Below are 20574 nucleotides of genomic sequence, written 5' to 3'. Positions count from 1 at the left end.
TCATGATATATATGACAAAATCAGATGGGACGAGGAAAAAGATATGAATATCCAAAAATATATGGCATTTATTAAAGCAGTAGAATTGGGTAGTTTTACAAAAGCTGCCGAAATATTGGACTATTCACAGTCTGGGATTAGCCGTATGATTAACGATTTAGAAAAGGAATGGGGGATTTCTCTTTTTGAAAGGGGACGTGCCGGTATCAATTTAACCTCGGATGGTTTAAAGTTGCTGCCCCAATTAAAGCGGATTTGCAATGAGTATGAAATCTTAATGAGGCAGATCGAAGAACTAAATAATATGGAATCTGGGATGATTCGAATTGGGACATTTTCCAGCGTAGCATCTCATTGGCTCCCTAATATTATTAAAATTTTTAAGAAGGATTACCCAATGATAGATTTTGAATTTCTGCTTGGTGATTATACAGAAATTGAGAGCTGGATCCTAAATGGGCGTGTTGACTTTGGATTTTTGCGGCTTCCAACAAAAGCAGAACTAGAAACAATCTTTTTGGAACAAGATCGTTTGCTGGTAGTAATACCACATAATCATCCTTTTGCTAATTGCGAAAAGTTTCCCATCAACGGCTTACTGAACAGTCCGTTTATGCTGTTAGAAAAGGGGGCAAAAGCAGAAATCTCCGAAATTTTTGAGAGACACGATATTTCACCAAATGTTAATTTTACAACATGGGATGACTATGCCATTATGTCTATGGTGGAAAATGGGCTAGGTATCAGTATATTACCAGAATTGATATTACAGCGTATTCCTCACAAGATTATAGCAAAAGAGCTGGAGGTTCCTGCTTTCAGGAATATTGGTGTTGCTATGAGAGAACAAAAATCACTTTCCCTTGCGTCCAAGAAATTTTTAGACTATTTATCATATAGGAACATCAAGTGAATGAGTATGATGGACTCAAATTGTTAAAACACACTTGACAGCCTGTTTGAAATATTTCAAATCATGGGTTCGCACCTTTACGCTGGTCCGAACCCTTTTATGATACTGAAGAAAATATTCAGACAGACATCAATGCATGTTTGTTTCTGAAAATCCAAATCATAATTCCCAGGCACCGGTATTTGATAAACTTACAGTTTTACTCAAAAACCTTTTCCATGATCATCACATCCACAAAACGACCATCTAATTTCCCCTGATTCTTAAATACACCAACTTCGCGATAACCTTTTTTTCTATAAAGCCCTTGCCCAAGATTATTAAAGGGAAATGTGAATAAAACAATTTTGTTAAAGTCATTTTTAATCGCAGCCTGTTCAATTTCATTAAGCAATACGGAACCAACCCCTTTTCCCCTGTAATCCCGTCTAATATAAATGGATAAATCAGCGACACCAGCATAAGCACACCGGTTGGAATAAGGATTTAATGATGCCCAGCCAATAACCTCATCGGCTTGTTCCGCAACTATTACTGAAAAACGTTCGGTATGATTTTTAAACCATTCCCTCATATATTCAATATCTTTCTGGTCTTCTTCTAAGGTTGCAATCCTGTCCTCAATACCCTGATTATAGATATTTAATATCGATTCTAAGTCACTTACTGCTGCCAGCCTTGTCTTTAACCCTGTTTTCATGATAATCCCCCTAGAAATGAATGGCTAAAACCATTATATAAAAAATTTTCCATTTTTAAAAGAAAATTAGTTGCAAATTGCAAATTATTAGTATATAAATAAATCAGAGGTGAAAATTATGGAAAATGTTAGAGAACTGTTCCAGGTTATGACAAGGCGGTTTGGTCTTTTAAATAAAAACTGTTGTCAGGTAGGCGGAGCTGAGATATCCCTCGTCCAAAGCCATATCCTTTATGAATTACTTCGCCGGGAAAAGCCTTCGATGCAACAGGTTGCGGATACGTTAGGGATGGATATAACCACCTTTAGCCGGCAAATACAAACGCTAGTAAAAATGGAACTGGTTGTGAAATCACCTCTACCTGAAGATAGACGTGTTTCTCAACTAACCCTAACAACACAGGGAAAGTATGTTGCTGCGAAGATTGATGCAGACATGAACCAATATCTTAGCGAAGTATTTTCAAATATGAGCGAGTTTGAACAAGAAATGGTCATCAAATCAGTTAAACTGTTAAATGAAGCAATGTCACAATCTACTGTTTGTTGTAAACCGTTAATTTGAGCAAGATCCACTTGCTCTTTTATTAAAAATTAATACTTGCAATTTGCAAGTAAAAAGGAGATGGCAATATGTATTTCAATGAAATGGAATTAAAAGTTTATTATGAAATGAAAAAAGAAGAGATGGAGAAAGCTGTGCTGGCTAGCCGGTATTCGAAAAATAGTCCAACGTCAAAACTCTATAGAAATTTCTTAAATATGTTTAAGAAAAACCAAAAGGCTGTGCCAAAACGAGATTGCTGTGAAATTAAAATCCAAGAAGTATGCTGCGGAAATTAAAAAGAATGCTGTTTATAAATAAGGAGGTTGCTTATGTGGTCCGAAGTGTTTCATAGTTTTCTATCCATTGCATTAGAATTAACTTTATTGTTTATTGGAATCTCTTTTCTCATCAACCTATTACAGGGGTTCATTCCCTATAAAAAGATGGAACAGTTGATGGAAAAAAGCCACCCATTGGTAAGTGCTTTTGTCGCACTAGGGTTCGCCTTTATCACGCCGTTTTGTTCCTGTTCAACCATACCAGTTGTTGTTAATCTACTCAATAAAAAAGTGCGATTTGGTATTGTCATGATATTCTTATTTTCCTCCCCAGTTCTTGACCCGACCATCATCACATTGATGACAGCTGTACTCGGAGTAAAAGTTGCCTTTGCTTACACAGTCATAACATCCATCCTCTCCGTCATTATTGGTTTCACTTTAGAAAAGTTTGGTTTTGAAGAACAGATAAAAAATGTCGTAGTAAAAGGATACCAGGAACCGGATAAGAAATTTCAGCTAAAAGCGGCTATAGTTGAAACGCTGCACCTTATGAAAAGCGTGTATCCTTATTTGCTAATTGGTGCATTTATAGGGGCATTCATTCATAGCGCCGTTCCAACAGGTTGGATCTCTACATTTATGGGAGGTGATAAGTGGTGGCTCGTACCGATTGCTGCGATTATTGGTATTCCACTCTATATAAGACTTTCAACTATGATCCCAATATCCCAAATCATGATTGCCAAAGGGATGGCTTTGGGGCCAGTGATGGCTCTCATGATCAGTTCAGCAGGTGCAAGTCTACCAGAGCTAACTTTATTAAATAGCATCTTCAAAAAGAAACTCGTATTTGCCTTCGTTGGTTCAGTCTTTACGATGTCTACTTTATCAGGATTTCTATTTTACATTATTTAAGGGGGATATTTAAACATGAGTATTTTTAAAAGTCTTTTTCAAAAGAAAGAAAGTTCCTGCTGCAATGTTAAGATTGAGGAAGTCAAAGAAGACACTAATGTTCAATCACAAGATGTACAAAAAAGCAGTTGCTGTAAATAAGCTAAGTTAAAAATTGCTTGCAGACAGAATACGGCATTCACACACATTTTAAAGCCAGGAAGGTAAATCCCTCCTGGCTTTTATTCAATCTTACTCCCCTGTTTCGGAAAAACGCTTAATTCTATCACCGATTTCATCACGTACTCTTTGGAAAAATGCCCACTTTTCTTCATCTGTTCCTTGTGCTTTTGCTGGGTCATCAAATCCCCAATGTACTCGTTTGACGCTTGGTGGTGTTACAGGGCATTTATCAGCAGCATCACCACACAGGGTTACGACTAAATCCGCACTGTTTAGATAATTAGGTTCGATTATGTCAGAAGTATGCTTGGAAATGTCAATCCCAGCTTCCTTCATGGCTTTTACAGCATTTGGGTTTAATCCGTGCGCTTCTATACCAGCACTACGTACTTCCCACTCTTCACCTAAATAATTTTTTGCCCACCCTTCTGCCATTTGGCTGCGGCAAGAGTTTCCTGTACATAAGAAGTAAAGTTTCTTTTTATTTTCCATGTTGAAAGCCACCTTTATTATTATTGTTAGGCTGCGTGTTCTTTAAAATATTTTCGTTTAAACCATAATGCCACATTGACTAACGCAATCATGACCGGCACTTCCACAAGTGGTCCGATTACTGCTGCAAAGGCTGCGCCAGAATGGATCCCGAAAACACCAACCGCCACAGCTATTGCTAATTCAAAGTTATTGCTTCCGGCTGTAAACGCAAGTGTTGTTGTAACGGGATAGCTCGCGCCAATTTTTCTTCCCATGAAAAAGGAAACAAAGAACATCACAACAAAGTAGATTAATAATGGGATTGCTATCCGAACCACATCCAGCGGCAGACTTACAATAACGTCACCTTTTAAAGAGAACATAAGAATGATCGTAAATAGCAATGCAATTAATGTGATGGGACTAATCTTTGGAATAAACACTTTTTCATACCATTGTCTTCCTTTAGCTTTAACTAATGTGAAGCGAGTAATCATACCAGCAATAAATGGAATTCCAAGATAAATGAAGACGGATTTCGCTACCTCTGCAATCGTAATGTCAACAACCGCCCCTTGTATTCCAAACCACTCAGGAATAACGGTCACAAACACATAGGCATAAACAGAGAAGAATAGCATTTGGAAAATAGAATTGAATGCCACTAAACCAGCTGCATATTCTGTGTCCCCTTTTGCAAGGTCATTCCATACGATAACCATGGCAATACACCTGGCTAAACCAATCATGATAAGTCCTACCATATACTCTGGCTTATCCGGCAGAAAGATAATGGCCAGCAAAAACATAAGAATGGGTCCAATAATCCAGTTTTGAACAAGCGATAAAGATAGTACCTTCACATCTTTAAAGACCCGGCCAATCTCTTCATACCTAACTTTTGCTAACGGTGGATACATCATTAAAATTAAGCCAATCGCTAATGGAATGGATGTAGTCCCTACCTGCAAATTATTCAAACTGTCTGCAAATCCTGGAAAAATGAATCCTAATCCAATTCCTAATGCCATCGCAATAAAAATCCACAGCGTTAGGTATCGATCCAAAAAGGAAAGACGTTTTTTCCCCGTGTTACTCATGATCTACACTTCCTTATTTAATTAAATGTTAACAACCACAACGAAGTGTGGGATTGCTTTTTTTAATAATTTCAATTTTATCTTTCAGGTCTGGTACATGTTGCAAAATATTTTCTATAAGTCCATAAAGCTCATTTTCTGGGTTCAAGGAATAATAAATCCATTGACCTCTTCGTTCTTCTTTAACAAGTCCTGCATCCTTTAATTTGCGTAGATGCTGGCTGATGGATGGTTGACTCGTGTCAAATACTTCTTGCAATTCACAAACACAACACTCCCGTTGTTTTAAAATCCCAACAATGGTTAACCGTGTTTTATCCCCTAATATTTTTAAAAAGTTGGCAGTTTGTTCAATTCCAATAGTTGATTGTAACATTAAATACACCTCCTAATTTTTTATATAGGTAAATAACTATTTACTTATTTATTGGTTAAATTGATATATAACTATTCGCTTATATATTAGATTAATAAACATGTTAATTCAAGTGGTTAATTGTAAAGTTATTGTAAATATCTTATATTGATACAAGGTTTTTTTGGGAAAAAAGCAGATTTTAGTCAAGTGCTAAAAGGTATATAACTACTTTCGAGGGGATGAACCGGGGCATTAGGTTACTGGGTATTTTTTAAATATAAACTCTCCCTAATTTAATTATAACATCTAAAAAATGGTTATTATAGACTGTTTATTCTTATTTATGACTGCTAAAATCAATAGAACATTACTGGTTGGGAGAGATGTAGAATGAATTCTTTGGTTCTCGGTTTTCAGGAAATGGACAAAACGCAGCATTTGCTCGTTGGCGGTAAAGGAGTAAATTTAGGGGAATTATCAAAAATTCAAGGAATACAAGTACCCGAAGGATTTTGTGTGACAACAATTGCCTATCAAAAAGCCATCGAACAAAACGAAACGTTTCAAGCATTGTTGGATCAACTAACACGGCTAAAAGTAGAGGATCGAAAACAAATTGGAGAAATCAGCATGAAGATACGACAAATCCTTATGGAAGTTGAAATTCCTTTCGATGTTGCGTCCGCCGTTGCTCACTATCTCTCCCAGTTTGGCGAAGAACATGCTTATGCAGTTCGTTCTAGTGCGACTGCTGAAGATTTACCACATGCCTCCTTTGCCGGACAACAAGACACCTATTTAAATATCATTGGAAAAGAAGCCATCCTGCATCATATCAGCAAATGTTGGGCTTCCCTATTTACAGATCGTGCGGTAATCTACCGGATGCAAAACGGATTTGACCACAAACAAGTTTATATATCCGTTATCATTCAACGGATGGTATTCCCACAGGCTTCAGGGATATTATTTACCGCTGATCCGATTACTTCTAACCGAAAGCTTCTGTCTATCGATGCCAGTTTTGGACTCGGAGAAGCACTGGTCTCTGGCTTGGTATCTGCGGATTGTTATAAAGTACAGGAAGATAAAATCGCAGATAAGATGATTGCAACGAAAAAACTGGCTATCTATGGACGAAAAGAAGGCGGAACAGAGACACAGCCAATCGGTCCTAAGCAGCAAAGGACGCAAACACTTACTGACCAACAAATTTTACAACTGGCACGCATTGGAAGACAGATCGAAGCTTATTTTGGTTGTCCGCAAGATATCGAATGGTGTTTGGTTGATGATACCTTTTATATTGTCCAAAGCCGTCCAGTCACGACTCTTTTTCCCATCCCTGAAACGAATGATCAAGAAAACCACGTCTTTATATCTGTCGGCCATCAGCAAATGATGACAGACCCCATCAAACCATTGGGATTGTCTTTTTTCCTGTTCACAACTAATGCACCGATGCGGAAAGCTGGTGGAAGGTTGTTTGTTGATATCGCACGTCAATTGGCTTCGCCTGCTAGTAGAAACATGTTATTAAATATGATGGGACAACACGATCCACTCATGAAAGACGCCATTATGAACATCATTGAGCGTGGAGATTTTATAAAATTATTACCAAATGAAAATGAAGCACCGAGGCCCGTTAGTGGCAATACCGATAGGCTGGCACAAATCGAAAACAATCCAACAATCGTTTCTGATTTGATTAAGAAAAATCAAACATCCATAGAAGAGTTAAAACAAAACATCCAAACGAAATCAGGATCTGATTTATTTGATTTTATTCTAGAAGATATACAGGAATTAAAGAAGATTTTATTTGACCCACAAAGTACAGCAGTATTTATGGCTGCTATGAATGCTTCAACATGGATCAATGAAAAAATGAACGAGTGGTTAGGTGAAAAAAACGCAGCGGACCCGGTTTCTCAATCTGTACCAAACAATATTACTTCGGAAATGGGTCTTGCACTTTTGGATGTCGCAGATGTGATTCGTCCTTATCCAGAAGTAATTGATTATTTACACCATGTAAAAGATGATCACTTTTTGGATGAACTGGTTAAGTTTGATGGTGGACAGGAAGCTAGAGACGCCTTCTTCGCTTTTCTCAACAAATATGGAATGCGATGTGCCGGAGAAATCGATATGACCAGAAGCCGTTGGACTGAAAAACCAACTACTCTTATTCCCTTGATTCTCAGCAATATCAAAAACTTTGAGCCTAATACCAGCAAGCGGAAATTTGAGCAAGGCCGGCAGGAAGCGTTGAAAAAAGAACAAGAGCTATTAGAACGATTGAAGCAATTACCAGATGGTGAACAAAAGGCCAAAGAAACAAAACGAATGATTGACCTAATCCGGAATTTCATCGGTTATAGGGAATATCCGAAATACGGCATGATCAATCGCTACTTCGTTTATAAGCAGGCTTTACTGAAAGAAGCCGAACAACTCGTGAAAGCGGGCGTAATTCATGAAAAGGAAGATATATACTACCTCACTTTTGAAGAACTTCTTGATGTCGTACGCACAAATGAACTGGATTACCATATTATCAGCAAACGAATAGACGAGTACAAATTATATGAAAAACTGACTCCTCCGCGTGTTATTACATCCGATGGTGAAATCATTACAGGTAAGTACAAACGAGAAAATCTCCCAGCCGAAGCAATTGTAGGCCTGCCTGTTTCTTCCGGAGTGATAGAGGGACGCGCTCGTGTCATCTTAAACATGGAAGATGCCGATCTAGAAGATGGAGATATATTAATCACCACCTTTACAGACCCTAGCTGGACACCATTGTTTGTCTCCATAAAAGGCCTCGTCACCGAAGTTGGCGGCCTGATGACCCATGGAGCAGTCATCGCACGGGAATATGGCTTACCAGCTGTTGTCGGGGTGGACAATGCGACCAAACTGATCAAGGATGGGCAACGAATTCGTGTGCATGGAACAGAAGGGTATATAGAAATATTGTAATGGCTTAAATAAAAAACCAAAGGAGTCAACTACTCCTTTGGTAAATCCTTATGTTCATATTTTAAAAGCTTACTGATAATGGAGGGGTTTTCTGGTTTGTCGGGATGGCTATCGACGATTATACCGAAGGTTAGAGTATCAGTCCCTAAGGGTTTCTCGTTGGCAGGAATGACATTTACTTTAACTATAAATGGATATTCCGTATTTTCACCTGTTACTTGAGGCTCTGTTACCTCAACAACATTGTAGTTTTTCTCCCAGTCAAATGCCATACTAGAAATGTTTTGATCTTTATAATAGTCTCTTGTAGCTAGAATGATTTCCTTGTTAATTAAATTCAGTAGAAAATGTTTTAAATGTTGTTCTTGAGTTAAATCATTCGTTACGTTATATAAATCATCTTGTAAACTTTTTTTATTGTATTCTTCTCCTTGGACAACACTTGGTATAGTTAAAAAGAAAAACATGAAAGCTAACATTAAGATATTTCTCACATAGATCGCCTCTTTTTTTCAGCCCTTTTTGACATCTTTATATTTTGTTTAAAATAGGAATATATACATTTGAGTGAATCTTCTAATTGAACATTTGGATTGTCTTATTGCAAAATAACAGGAACATAGGAGGATGAAATATGAAGATCCACAGAATGGATCATGTAGGTATAATCGTAAATGATCTCTCTGCTGCTATAGAGTTTTTTTTCGATTTTGGCCTTGAAGTGCAAGGGGAATGGGAAGGAAAGTGGATAGATCAGGTAGTTGGGCTTAATGACGTTAAAGTAGCATGTGTAGGATTGCGGACGCCAGACGGTCAGGCATGGATAGAGCTAATCAAATTTTATTCGTCATCAGACGAAAGGGAAATTCAGCAACCTTTTGCAAATAATTTGGGAACCCATATTGCCTTTGCTGTTGAAGATATTGAAGCTATTGTTGCCAAATTGAAAAAGAACGGTACAGAAATCCTTAGTGAAATACAACAATATGAAGATAGTTATAAGTTATGCTTCGTTCGTGGGCCGGGGGGAATTATTCTAGAGTTGGCCGAGAAAATCAAATAAATTAAGAGTAATTCATAAGTATCCGGCCGATAAGTAATGAGCTTTGGCATGCCGCTAGCCCAAATATATAATCACGTCGATAAAGTTGTTCCCCAAGCGGGCGCTTTTATGAAGCAACTAAAGCCTAATTCCTCCCTTGAGTTTCGAGAAATTAGGCCTTTTATTGTAATCCTTATTGTGTTAAAGCACCCTTTAGTTTAAGTGAAAATGTTCACAATTTTTTTACCATAACAAAATCTAATCCCTTTATGTGTAGGGACATATCAAAAAGACGCTTTCTTACTAAAGAAAAGCACCCTTTAATGGAATAATTAAATATGATCTTTTAATCATAAAATCAATTTTTTCTACTTTTACTAAAGCACCTGTTCGTTGATGATTAACTTCTCTTTTCAAAAGCTAACCAAGTTCCTAAACCAATTAAAGTAAATCCACTAACCTTTTTCTGCCATTGCCTTACAGTTTTATTATTCGCTAAAACATTTCTAATCGAGCTCGCAATAATTGAATAGCAAACATCAATTATTAAACAAAGCAATCCAAAAACAATAAAGTTTTATTGTCTGGGCAACATTCCTTTAAATTTAGCAGCATTTTAATATGGATTGTCTATTTTACTCTTTAATCTCATGTAAATAGATGTGGGATTCCAGCTCAACGGCAAGATATAATCTATATGATGAGAATCATCACGGGTTGGTGAAAAAATGCAAAGAAACAGGTTGTTATATTTATCAATATTCAGCAGTGTTTTAGTCATTCTATATATGTTTTTCAAATGGAAAATAATTGATATTATTACGGTATTTCTAATGTTCCCTGTTCTTTTATTGGTGTTTGGATTCTTTATTTTTATAACAGTACTAGCAATAATAACATTGTTTAAAAATAAAGATTGGAAGCCTATAGTCATCCAAGTTATCACAATTCTATTGCTATTGATCGTTCCTTTCAATCAAATCATATTGGATATTGATTTTAAACTAAACAAATCCGAAAGAGAGCAAGTAGTTAAAATGGTTGAGAACGGAGAACTCAAGCCAAATATTTCACACGATTCTTCGCTCATAATTACCTAAGAAATACGAACATCTTTCCAGTGGTGGCGGTGAGATAGTGGTGGAGAAATCGGGCGATGGTTTTAACATTCTCTTTTTTACCTATCGTGGGATACTGGATAACTTTTCAGGATTCGTATATACGCCTAACGACCAAAAGCCTTTTAAAAATGCGTTCGATGGCGATTTCAAAGAAATAGATAAAAGGGAGAAAAACTGGTATTTTGTCGGTTCTTACTAGTAAAAATGTTAGAACGGCAGCGAAATGGCATTTATTATCTTATTCTTGAGTAAACATTCATCAAAAGATAGTATATAGTGTGGAAACTAATTAGGAAGGAAGACAACATGGATAAGCGTATTTATTTTTTAATGATCATATCCTTTGTTATAGGGATGGTTGAGCTGATCATTAGCGGCATTTTAGATTTAATTGCAGAGGATTTACATGTAAGCATCGGGCAAGCCGGTTTGCTGATCACTGTTTTTGCTGTCATTTTTGCCGTTGCATCGCCAATTTTACTTGTTATGACAGCTAAAATAGAAAGAAAACGGCTCACATTAGTTTGCTTATACATCTTTTTAATTGGTTGTATCGTAACAGTATTTGCACCTACTTTTTCTATTTTGTTTTTAGGAAGAATTATTTTAGGGTTAAGTGGAGCGCTATTAATTATATTGTGTTTAGTTATGGCTCCTAGCTTAGCAGGAGAACAGTATAAAGGCAGGGCGATTGGGATTGTCTCTGTGGGAGTAAGTGCTTCATTAGTTTTAGGGGTACCAATCGGGCTTATAATGGGAACTAGTTTTGGCTGGAGAGCACCATTTGTCCTTATAACTGTATTGACAGCATTATCCATTATTGGTGTTCATCTATTAATGGGACGTGTAGAACCAAAACCTCAAATTCCGTTAAGGCAACAGCTTGCAGCATTTAAAAATCACAAAATCACATTAGGGCTGACGACGACATTCCTGTATATGACAGGCCATTCTATTATGTATGCCTATTTTAAGCCATATTTAGAAGCAACCACTGATTTTAACGCTAATTGGGTTAGTGTCATCTATTTAATTTTTGGTTTTGCTGCTGTATGCGGTGGAGGAATTGGCGGACTACTGGCAGATTTATTGGGCTCACGAAAAACAATGGTAATTGCTCTTGCAGTTTTTAGTGTTTTATTCTTTGTATTTCCATATACAACAGAATTCTATCCAATATTTTTCCTTATCTTGATCTTATGGGGGATGCTCAGTTGGGCGATTTCACCGGCAATGCAATCTTATTTGATCGAAACAGCGCCTGAATCATCGGAAATTCAGCAAAGCTTGAATAATTCATCTCTTCATTTAGGTGTCGCTGCCGGTTCAGTTATTGGAGCTGGAATAGTTGATACACTTTCAGTCAATGTAATTCCATTTGCAGGCGGAATATTCATCATCTTATCATTCATTACTGTAGTCATTTCTGTTCGCAGTAAGAAACAGTTTTCTTATAAACCAAAGAGCGCAATTTAAGTTATTTCAACTAAAGGTGCCAGGTAGCTTCCAAATAATTGTTTGCTACCTGGCACTTTTCTATTAAAATAAACTTCCAAACAAAATTAAAACGCCAGATGCCACCAATACACCGATTCCCGTAAAAATAAACTTGACCCGTTCCATTTAAAATTCCTCCTTTTGATTTCTTAATTACAATTTAACGATCAAAAATGAAATCTTTATGAAAGTTATTATTTTTTAGGCTAGTAATTTTAAAATAAAAAAAAGGCCAATGCTTTGACAAAACATTGACCTGTCTAATATCGTTTACTTGTTTTTAAATCATTTTAAACTTTGATTGTTGTATTTTCATTACTCAACATTTCTATAAAAACCTTCAAAGAAGCTGACATATATTTATCTTTACGATAGACGAAAATGGTTTTGACTTTCCCGAATCTATTAGGAATGGGATGTTGGATAAGTTGATTGTCCTTCATATGTTTATCAACCACACTTCGAGGGAGTAAACTTATCCCCAGTCCCGCGGAGACACAGCCAATAATTCCATCAAGTGTTCCAAATTCCATTATTTTTTCGGGAATCACTCCTTCATGTTGTAACCATTCTTCAAACCTTGCCCGATACGAACAGCCATTACGAAACACCAATATTGTTCGATTTTGTATTTCTTTTATAGAAGAAATAGGATGATGTAACGTGTCCGTTATCAGTACCAACTCTTCCTCTATAACTGTTTTAAATGTGAGTTCTGGATGCTCAATAGGTCCAGCAACAAAAGCTCCATCTAATTCATATTGTAGAACACCCTGGACATTTTGCTCAGTTGGCCCTGTTTTTAACGTAAGGTCAACAGCAGGATATTCACGATGGAATTTTGAAAGTATTGTTGGTAAACGAACCGCAGCAGTCGTTTCCATTGACCCTATTAATAAAGGACCTTTAGGTGTTTGATCATCACTCATTGCGTTTTGAATTTCATCTAAAAGTTGAAATACTTCATATGTATACGAAAGTAATGCATTACCTTTGTCTGTTAAAGTAGTCCCCCGGTTATGTCGATAAAATAGCGTTGTTTGAAGATCTGATTCCAATTGTTGAATTCTTGCAGTGAGATTAGATTGTGCGTAGTTCATTTCCCTCGCTGCCTTCGAAATGCTTCCTAACTCTGCAACAGCTTGAAAAAATCTCAATGCTTGCAAATCCATAGTTATCGCCTCTTCCTGTTTTGATATATAGAAAAGTGATATCGGTACATCATTTTTTAGTATTATAGCATATGGCAAAAAACAGATAAGATAAAAATATAATAAAATTATTATAATAGAAGGTGAAAATTTGAATAAAAGCCCTTTTTTATTTTTGATTGGGGGAATTTTTTCATTAATGATTGCGATGGGAATCGGAAGGTTTGCTTATACTCCAATCTTACCGCTCATGCAGAAGGCTCTTGCCTTTACTGATGCTATTTCGGGCTACCTCGCTTCCAGCAATTATGCAGGGTACTTTGCCGGGGCCATTTTAGCAGGAGTTCTCCCTTTGAAAAAGCATAGAACATTTTATTTAAGAATTAGTCTTGCTGTAAGTATTATTACCACTTGCTTGATGGGGCTGGCTCACTCCTACACAGGGATGCTCATCATTCGCTTTATTTCAGGAGTGTCTAGTGCATTCATTTTTGTAATAGCTTCCAGTATTGTTCTAGATAAACTGGCTTTTGTAGGAAAAACAAATTGGGCAGGCTATTTTTATTCAGGGGTAGGCTTTGGAATCTTTTTTTCGACGCTCTTTATACCGAGTTTTAACGATTTATTTATGTGGGAAGGTGTATGGATAGGACTAGCCATTATAAGCGGTATCCTTACGATCTTCGTATGGTTTTGGCTTAAAGATTCCCCAAGCTCGAAGGTACAAAAGGATAAACAAATGGTTACTATACAGGCTCCACCCCTAAAATGGCTTCCTTGGTTAATTATTGCCTATGGACTAGAAGGATTAGGCTATATTGTAACAGGGACATTTATTGTGTCAATTGTTGAAAAGACCTCAATCTTTAGCATTGACCCTGCAATTGTATGGATGGTTGTTGGCTTAGGTGCAATTCCATCCTGTATCGTATGGTCAACCCTCGCAAAAAAGTGGGGATTTGTAAGATCATTAGTCATTGCGATGGTTCTTCAATCAATCGGAATTGCACTGCCTGTCTTCTGGTTGACCCAATCCAGTTTAATGATAAGTGCTTTCTTATTTGGAGCAACTTTTATGGGTATTACCACACTTGCCACAACATTGGCACGCCAAATGAGTCCATCAAATAGCAGTCGAATGATTGGTTCTCTAACCGCTATCTATGCTGCTGGTCAAATGATAGGTCCAACAATCGCCGGAATTCTATTATCTTATACTCAAAGTTTTAATATAGCGTTGATTGGAGCTGCTAGCGTAGTATTCATTGGATCTATGTTACTTGTAAGTGGTATTCGATTTGACCGAATGCCAAACTTAGAAACATCGTTCATAACTCCCGAACGAGAAAGCGGCCCTCCATTCAGGGAGTTATAAAAGGTTCTTAACTCCCGAACGGGAATGCGGCCCTCCATTCAGGGAGTTATAAAAGGTTCTTAACTCCCGAACGGATATGTGGCCCTCTTTTCAGGGAGTTATAAAAGGTTCATAACTCCCGAACGGGTATGTGGCCCTCTTTTCAGGGAGTTATAAAAGGTTCTTAACTCCCGAACGGGTATGTAGCCCTCCATTCAGGGAGTTATAAAAGGTTCATAACTCCCGAACGGGTATATGGCCCTCCATTCAGGGAGTTATAAAAGGTTCATAACTCCCGAACGGGTATGTAGCCCTCTGGTCAGGGAGTTATAAAAGGTTCATAACTCCCGAACGGGTATGTGGCCCTCCATTCAGGGAGTTATAAAAGGTTCATAACTCCCGAACGAGAAAGTGCCCCTCCATTCAGGGAGTTATAAAAAGGTTCATAACTCCCGAACGGGTATGTGGCCCTCCATTCAGGGAGTTATAAAAGGTTCATAACTCCCGAACGGGAAAGCTGCCCTCCATTCAGGTAGTTATAAAAGCTCCATAACTCCCGAACGGGAAAGCTGCCCTCCATTCAGGTAGTTATAAAAGCTCCATAACGCCTAAACCAGAGGAGTCCCTCAACAGATGATACTTCACCAAAATAGCTTTCCTAATTCAAATAAGTAACTAAACTCCCTCAAACATTCCCCCTATCTCCTCAATTGCTTTTTCCAGCCGTTCCTGATAGGTCCCGCTAATACTTACGAACTCGATTCCATTTTCCTTCAATAATTCCTTCAACCGCTGATTATTTTCTTCTCGGACCTGTTGTGCTCCATGCACCCTTAATCCGTCATCTACCCATTTGACGTCAGGCTCTAAAAATAAGCATAAATGATACTGTTGAATCCGGGCGACTTCATCTAAGACCCGTTGGTGTTTCTGATTATACAGTTCTGAGTAAAATTGAGTGACCGCTGCTTCAGTGTCAATAAAAACGATTTTATTCGCCTGTTTAATAGCTTCATATTCTTTCAGTTTATGGCCATAGGCAATGATCGGGTAATCCTCCTCTAAAATAATCCCATCACAGCCTCCCAAATCTTCACAGTACTCTCTGCCGTATTCTCTCACATAAGTCGTGTTATAGATGAGTGCTAGATTCCTTGTAAGCGTCGATTTTCCACAGCTTTCCGTCCCTAAAATGACTACCTTTTTGTTAAAATAAGGTCTCGCTACCTCGGGAATGTAGTCCCAATAATGAAAGACTCCTTTATTCCTAATCTCCGTTGCTGAAATGGGGCATTGTTTCCTTTTTGCATCAATCAAGATGTGTTTTGCTTTAGGATAAAGCTCTTTAAAAATCGGGTCATAGTCGATTTCTGAGCTAAACACCACATCAATTCCCTTCCCAATCGCCTTTCTTATTTTCAAGGCCCCTTCCTTCCAATTGTAATCCTCATCACCGTCATGATCTTCCACCTCCACGATCTTGACGTGTTCGATCTCCTTCGTCAGTTGAGAAAGCCAACGGAGCCGGATCCGACTTGGAATATAGGGAAGCTTGCTCCCCTTGCACAATGCCTGATCCCTTTTTTCACTATGTGACAAGACCACATACAATTCATCGACCATCGTAGAAGCTTTGATGATGGCGTACACATGACCTTGATGCAAAGGCAAAAACTTTCCACCGTAAAAGCCAATCTTCTTCATGACCTCGTCTCTCCCTTCTGCTGTTTATAAACTTTAGACCAGTTGTAATAGCCGTATATACTGTTGATCAGAAAAGCCGACCACATCACAAGCATGGAGACATCGTTTCCATCCTGTAAAATTAAGGCCTTTACCCAAAGGGCAATCGAAAGCACATTGACCGCAATCCAAAATAACCACTGTTCCGTTAATCTTTTTAGCATCAGTATTTGGGCAATCACTGATAATGTCGTTGAAGCGGAATCGATCCAGACGACATTGCCTCCTAATTTTTCGAGCAGGTAAGCGTTTAGAACAAAGATGACCAGAAATACCGAAAGCGTAATGCCCCACCCTTTTTTCGTCAAAGAACTGATTTGAATTTCTTCCCCTTTTACGGTGTGTTCCGTTTTATGATTCTTCCATAAATAGATGCCAACGAACTGGAGTGGAAAATAAATCAAGGCATTCAGCATGACCTCACCGTATAGGCCATAACCGTATGAGATGTAGGCATAGGTTCCGGTTTGGATAATGCCGAAATAGTAATTACTCACCTTCCCTTTGGCAACCAGCACGACACAAAGCATGCCTGAAATCGAGGTGATTAACCCAAGAATCGTATCGTCCCAGGCAAAAAACAAATACACATTCACAAGCGTAAACGTAACAAGCCAAAGCTTTTCAAACAAGGTCCAGTCTTTGAGGATCTTCATTTTCAATCGCTCCCTTATAATTATCAATTAACAAATTGTTAATTGTAATGATGAAAAAAATTAGTATTTGGCATTATAAATGGATACATAAGGATTAAAATCATTGAATCGGTACAGCTGTGCTTTATTCTTTGACCAACGATTGGTTTTTTGCGGCTCTCCATCCTTCTCTACTTTTTCAATAAAAGGGAGCGTTGGAGCTTTTCTAAAAAATTGAGAATCAAGCTTTAGCCAAGGTTCATCCATGACGGTTAGCAACACACCCTGCAGCTCGGAAAGAACAAATTCCTTTGGCAAAAAGTTTTTGGCGAGCGTTGTTAAAGACATATCCTTTTTGATAAACCACAAAGCGTCATCAATACTTTGCTTGTGATCGAAAGCGAGGTCCAGCTGAAACACTTCATCCATCGAGAATAGCTTTACCTCCGCCGCATCGTCTGCTGCCTTCCTTTTAACCAGCTTATTTTCTGGTACAATCGCATAATGGGCGTTCGAGATAATCCAGCCCCGCTTGTCACGACCAAATTTGTCATATACGCCATAGTGCTTGATTTTTAGCCCTTCTACCCCCGTTTCTTCTCTTAACTCGCGAACGGCTGCATCAAATGCAGTTTCCTCTGGCTTAATAAAGCCGCCAGGCAGCGCCCATTTCCCCCCCTCAATATTGGGGTCACCTTCTTTTGTCCGCTCCGCTCGTTTAATCAGCATGATTTTTAACGTTTTTTGAGGCGGCTTATAAGGGCCCACTTCTGTTGAAATAATCGTAAAAACGGCAATATCACTCGTATATCCATCAGGAGTTCGATATTTACTGACATCATAATTTTCCATAGCCTTGCTCACCTATTTCTGTTGTCTCTTATAATTAACATTTTGTTAATTATTATTAGTATTATATCACTTGTTTACACTCCATGTTACATAAATTGTTCGACAAAATGCGATACTTATTAGGTAAGGATAATATTGGAAATTTATATTGATAGAATAATATAATAGAAGTGGATATGAATTTGAGACAAGGAGGCTAGTTATGGCGACAATCGATTTACAAAAGAAATCTGTCAAAGTTGTTTTGGAAAAAAAGAATTTAGTAAAGGTAACCGCTCGAGTTGGGCTGGTCCTCGATATTACCGGTTCCATGAGGAACTTGTATAAAAACGGGACGGTACAGAGAGTTGTCGAGCGGATTTTGGCGATCGCCGCTCAGTTTGATAATGATGGCGTGTTGGATGTTTGGGTTTATGATAATGAATTCTCCCGGTTAAAGCCTGTGACTGAAAGGGATTTTGAAGGCTACGTTAATCGCATTATCCTTGAGGATGATTTAGTACATAAATTTGGAAGAAATGAAGAACTGCCTGTTATGAAGAACGTGTTGAAAAAGTATCTTGAAGAAGATCCGTCACAAGATCCAGCCTATATTGTGTTTATCAATGACGGTGGCTGCAAAAAATCGATTAAGCCATTAATCGAAAGCTCGTCCAAGTATCCGGTCTTTTGGCAATTTGTCGGTATCGGAAATGGCAACTTTGATTTTCTAAGGACACTCGATACATTGGAAGGTCGAATTGTCGACAACGCCAATTTCTTTCATATTGAAGATATCGATAAAATTTCAGATAACCAACTTTATGAAGCATTGTTAAATGAGTTCCCAAGCTGGCTTCAAGAAGCACGGCAAAAAGGAATCCTTAAAGTGTCAGAAGCAAAGCAGCCATCAATCGCGCCATCTGAACAACAGGAAGAAAGGAAATCTGGCTTTTGGAATAAGGTTTTTGGACGGTAAGGAGTCAGGAGCAAAAAAACCCCAGCGCAACTATGACAAGCGCTGGGGGGTTTCATTTATGCCTAAAACTCTAAACCGTTCTTTATAAAATAATACTTACAATCGTCCCCGAAAGGATGCTGACAAGTGTAGCTCCATAAAGCAGCTTTAAGCCGAAGCGGGCAACCACATTCCCCTGCTTTTCATTCAAACTCTTGACCGCCCCGGTAATAATGCCGATCGATGAGAAGTTGGCGAAGGAAACAAGGAATACTGACAGAATCCCAAGTGTACGGTCACTGAAGTGATGGGTGCCTTTGGACAAATCCAACATCGCGACGAATTCGTTGGTCACCAGCTTCGTCGCCATAATCCCCCCGGCACTGACTGCCTCAGATAATGGAATCCCCATCATAAAGGCGATAGGGGCAAAGAGATACCCTAATAACTGCTGAAAAGAAATGCTGAACAATAACTCGAACACATGATTGATGGCCGCCATTAGAGCAATAAACCCAATCAGCATCGCACCAACAATAACGGCAACCTTAAAGCCATCCAGGATATACTCTCCCAACATCTCAAAAAAAGACTGTTTTTCCGCATTTTGAATCTCCAAAATATCTTCGCTTGGCTTTACCTCGTACGGATTAATTATCGAAGCAATGATAAAACCGCCAAATAAATTAAGAACTAATGCTGTGACGACATATTTGGGATCCAGCATCGTCATATAGGCGCCTACAATCGACATCGATACTGTAGACATTGCCGATGCACAGAGCGTATACAGACGCTTTTTTGAAAGCATGCCCAGCTGTTTTTTTACCGTAATGAAAACCTCAGATTGCCCGACCATTAACGACGCAACTGCATTATACGATTCCAGCTTTCCCATGCCATTCACTTTACTTAACAGCCATCCGATTCCTCTCATTAGGAGCGGGAGAATTTTCAAATATTGCAGGATTCCTATTAATACAGAAATGAAGACAATTGGCAGCAGCACAGTTAAGAAAAATGGTGCCTCCCCTTTATTCGCCATTCCGCCAAACACAAAGGTAACACCTTCATTTGCATAATCGAGCAATTTGCTGAATACCTTTGAAATCCCTTGGATAATGATAAGGCCAAACTCTGTATTTAACAGCAATATGGATAAGGTTATTTGAATAGCAATCATCACAATAATGGGCATAAATTTTACCTCTTTTCGATTGGAGCTAGCCAACCAAGCGGCAAACACGACAATTAGAATACCTAAGATTGAAATAACATAGTGCATTTTTTACCTCCTGATGCGTTGAAACATTATGTACGGGTTCCCTTCTTTGCCTATGGTATGGTAACCTTGCATGGCCGCAGAAGGCATTGGTATATTTTGTCCATATTTTATTTAAAAAATTAATGGAACCATTAGAGTAGAATTGATATTAGCTTAAAAAAAGAGGAGTGATTTTGTGGTTAATAGAATGAAAGGAAAGCTTTTTCAAGCGTAGAGAAGCATAGATAGGTTATATACGACTGGTCCGCTGATCCTTTCAAGAGTTGAGGCGCATAGATAGGCTATATGCTACCGGTCCGCTGATTTTTTCAAGAGTTGGGGAGTATAGAAAGGCTATATGCTACCGGTTCGCTGATTTTTTCAAAAGTTGGGGCGCATAGAAAGGCTATATATTACCGGTTCGCTGATTTTTTCAAAAGTTGGGGCGCATAGAAAAGCCATATGCCACCAAACCGCTCATTTTTTCATGCGTTGGGGCGCATAGAAAGGCTATATGCTACCGGTCCGCTAATTTTT

The 20574-nt window shown here is 38.3% G+C and carries 20 protein-coding genes; 10 read left to right on the top strand and 10 right to left on the bottom strand.

Annotated elements, in window-relative coordinates; genetic code table 11:
- The first annotated feature begins 43 nt into the window (after positions 1-43).
- Positions 44-913: a LysR family transcriptional regulator gene (locus ACZ5B7_RS07185; protein WP_464493247.1), complete on the top strand. Its 870-nt coding sequence runs from the start codon at positions 44-46 to the stop codon at positions 911-913.
- Between the two features lie 199 nt (positions 914-1112).
- Here the strand turns inward: ACZ5B7_RS07185 and ACZ5B7_RS07180 are convergent, their stop codons facing one another.
- Entirely contained in the window at positions 1113-1613 is a 501-nt protein-coding gene (locus ACZ5B7_RS07180; RefSeq protein ID WP_464493246.1) for an arsinothricin resistance N-acetyltransferase ArsN1 family A, read from the bottom strand.
- Positions 1614-1731: 118 nt separating this feature from the next.
- Here ACZ5B7_RS07180 and ACZ5B7_RS07175 point away from each other — a divergent pair, with 118 nt between their 5' ends.
- The 3 genes from ACZ5B7_RS07175 (at position 1732) to ACZ5B7_RS07165 (ending at position 3356) form a co-directional block, all read left to right on the top strand.
- Positions 1732-2178: a MarR family winged helix-turn-helix transcriptional regulator gene (locus ACZ5B7_RS07175; protein ID WP_213141197.1), complete on the top strand. Its 447-nt coding sequence runs from the start codon at positions 1732-1734 to the stop codon at positions 2176-2178.
- 68 nt (positions 2179-2246) lie between these two features.
- Positions 2247-2456: a hypothetical protein gene (locus tag ACZ5B7_RS07170; protein ID WP_464493245.1), complete on the top strand. Its 210-nt coding sequence runs from the start codon at positions 2247-2249 to the stop codon at positions 2454-2456.
- Positions 2457-2489: 33 nt separating this feature from the next.
- Positions 2490-3356 carry a permease gene (locus ACZ5B7_RS07165; protein WP_464493244.1) on the top strand — a complete coding sequence of 289 codons (867 nt, stop codon included), beginning with the start codon at positions 2490-2492 and terminating at the stop codon, positions 3354-3356.
- 231 nt (positions 3357-3587) lie between these two features.
- On the opposite strand, the gene arsC is transcribed toward ACZ5B7_RS07165, so the two are convergent.
- Genes arsC through ACZ5B7_RS07150 form a run of 3 tightly spaced genes read right to left on the bottom strand, consistent with a single transcriptional unit; the run spans position 3588 to position 5468 of the window.
- A complete protein-coding gene (arsC, locus tag ACZ5B7_RS07160) occupies positions 3588-4010 on the bottom strand; it encodes an arsenate reductase (thioredoxin) (RefSeq protein WP_464493243.1) in 423 nt (140 codons plus the stop codon).
- A 26-nt stretch (positions 4011-4036) separates the two neighbouring features.
- Complete coding sequence (gene arsB / locus ACZ5B7_RS07155) at positions 4037-5092, bottom strand: ACR3 family arsenite efflux transporter (protein WP_464493242.1); 1056 nt, start codon at positions 5090-5092, stop codon at positions 4037-4039.
- Positions 5093-5120: 28 nt separating this feature from the next.
- Positions 5121-5468 carry an ArsR/SmtB family transcription factor gene (locus ACZ5B7_RS07150; protein ID WP_464493241.1) on the bottom strand — a complete coding sequence of 116 codons (348 nt, stop codon included), beginning with the start codon at positions 5466-5468 and terminating at the stop codon, positions 5121-5123.
- Between the two features lie 372 nt (positions 5469-5840).
- Between ACZ5B7_RS07150 and ppsA the strand changes: the two genes are divergently transcribed.
- Positions 5841-8441: a phosphoenolpyruvate synthase gene (gene ppsA / locus ACZ5B7_RS07145; RefSeq protein ID WP_464493240.1), complete on the top strand. Its 2601-nt coding sequence runs from the start codon at positions 5841-5843 to the stop codon at positions 8439-8441.
- 29 nt (positions 8442-8470) lie between these two features.
- On the opposite strand, the gene ACZ5B7_RS07140 is transcribed toward ppsA, so the two are convergent.
- The gene (locus ACZ5B7_RS07140) at positions 8471-8935 is read right to left on the bottom strand and encodes a hypothetical protein (protein ID WP_464493239.1); all 465 of its coding nucleotides are present in this window, start codon (positions 8933-8935) and stop codon (positions 8471-8473) included.
- A 140-nt stretch (positions 8936-9075) separates the two neighbouring features.
- On the opposite strand from ACZ5B7_RS07140, the gene ACZ5B7_RS07135 reads away from it, so the two are divergent.
- The 3 genes from ACZ5B7_RS07135 (at position 9076) to ACZ5B7_RS07125 (ending at position 12080) form a co-directional block, all read left to right on the top strand.
- Positions 9076-9504: a VOC family protein gene (locus ACZ5B7_RS07135; RefSeq protein ID WP_464493238.1), complete on the top strand. Its 429-nt coding sequence runs from the start codon at positions 9076-9078 to the stop codon at positions 9502-9504.
- 1116 nt (positions 9505-10620) lie between these two features.
- A complete protein-coding gene (locus ACZ5B7_RS07130; protein WP_464493237.1) occupies positions 10621-10803 on the top strand; it encodes a hypothetical protein in 183 nt (60 codons plus the stop codon).
- Positions 10804-10910: 107 nt separating this feature from the next.
- A complete protein-coding gene (locus tag ACZ5B7_RS07125; protein WP_464493236.1) occupies positions 10911-12080 on the top strand; it encodes an MFS transporter in 1170 nt (389 codons plus the stop codon).
- 311 nt (positions 12081-12391) lie between these two features.
- On the opposite strand, the gene ACZ5B7_RS07120 is transcribed toward ACZ5B7_RS07125, so the two are convergent.
- Positions 12392-13273, bottom strand: coding sequence for a LysR family transcriptional regulator (locus ACZ5B7_RS07120; protein ID WP_464493235.1), 882 nt, complete (start codon positions 13271-13273; stop codon positions 12392-12394).
- A gap of 130 nt (positions 13274-13403) precedes the next feature.
- Between ACZ5B7_RS07120 and ACZ5B7_RS07115 the strand changes: the two genes are divergently transcribed.
- A complete protein-coding gene (locus ACZ5B7_RS07115) occupies positions 13404-14627 on the top strand; it encodes a YbfB/YjiJ family MFS transporter (RefSeq protein WP_464493234.1) in 1224 nt (407 codons plus the stop codon).
- A 654-nt stretch (positions 14628-15281) separates the two neighbouring features.
- Here the strand turns inward: ACZ5B7_RS07115 and nadR are convergent.
- Genes nadR through ACZ5B7_RS07100 form a run of 3 tightly spaced genes read right to left on the bottom strand, consistent with a single transcriptional unit; the run spans position 15282 to position 17836 of the window.
- Positions 15282-16310 carry a multifunctional transcriptional regulator/nicotinamide-nucleotide adenylyltransferase/ribosylnicotinamide kinase NadR gene (gene nadR, locus ACZ5B7_RS07110; protein WP_464493233.1) on the bottom strand — a complete coding sequence of 343 codons (1029 nt, stop codon included), beginning with the start codon at positions 16308-16310 and terminating at the stop codon, positions 15282-15284.
- Positions 16307-17005 carry a nicotinamide riboside transporter PnuC gene (pnuC, locus tag ACZ5B7_RS07105; protein WP_464493232.1) on the bottom strand — a complete coding sequence of 233 codons (699 nt, stop codon included), beginning with the start codon at positions 17003-17005 and terminating at the stop codon, positions 16307-16309. The genes nadR and pnuC overlap by 4 nt, the downstream gene beginning before the upstream one ends.
- A gap of 60 nt (positions 17006-17065) precedes the next feature.
- On the bottom strand, positions 17066-17836 hold the full coding sequence (locus tag ACZ5B7_RS07100; protein ID WP_464493231.1) for an NUDIX domain-containing protein: 771 nt from the start codon (positions 17834-17836) through the stop codon (positions 17066-17068).
- Between the two features lie 202 nt (positions 17837-18038).
- Between ACZ5B7_RS07100 and ACZ5B7_RS07095 the strand changes: the two genes are divergently transcribed.
- Entirely contained in the window at positions 18039-18794 is a 756-nt protein-coding gene (locus ACZ5B7_RS07095) for a vWA domain-containing protein (protein WP_464493230.1), read from the top strand.
- 82 nt (positions 18795-18876) lie between these two features.
- On the opposite strand, the gene ACZ5B7_RS07090 is transcribed toward ACZ5B7_RS07095, so the two are convergent.
- The gene (locus tag ACZ5B7_RS07090; RefSeq protein WP_464493229.1) at positions 18877-20058 is read right to left on the bottom strand and encodes a NupC/NupG family nucleoside CNT transporter; all 1182 of its coding nucleotides are present in this window, start codon (positions 20056-20058) and stop codon (positions 18877-18879) included.
- Positions 20059-20574 lie beyond the last annotated feature (516 nt).

The organism is Neobacillus sp. S1115 (assembly GCF_055385565.1).
This window is presented reverse-complemented; position numbering and strand designations above follow the sequence as displayed.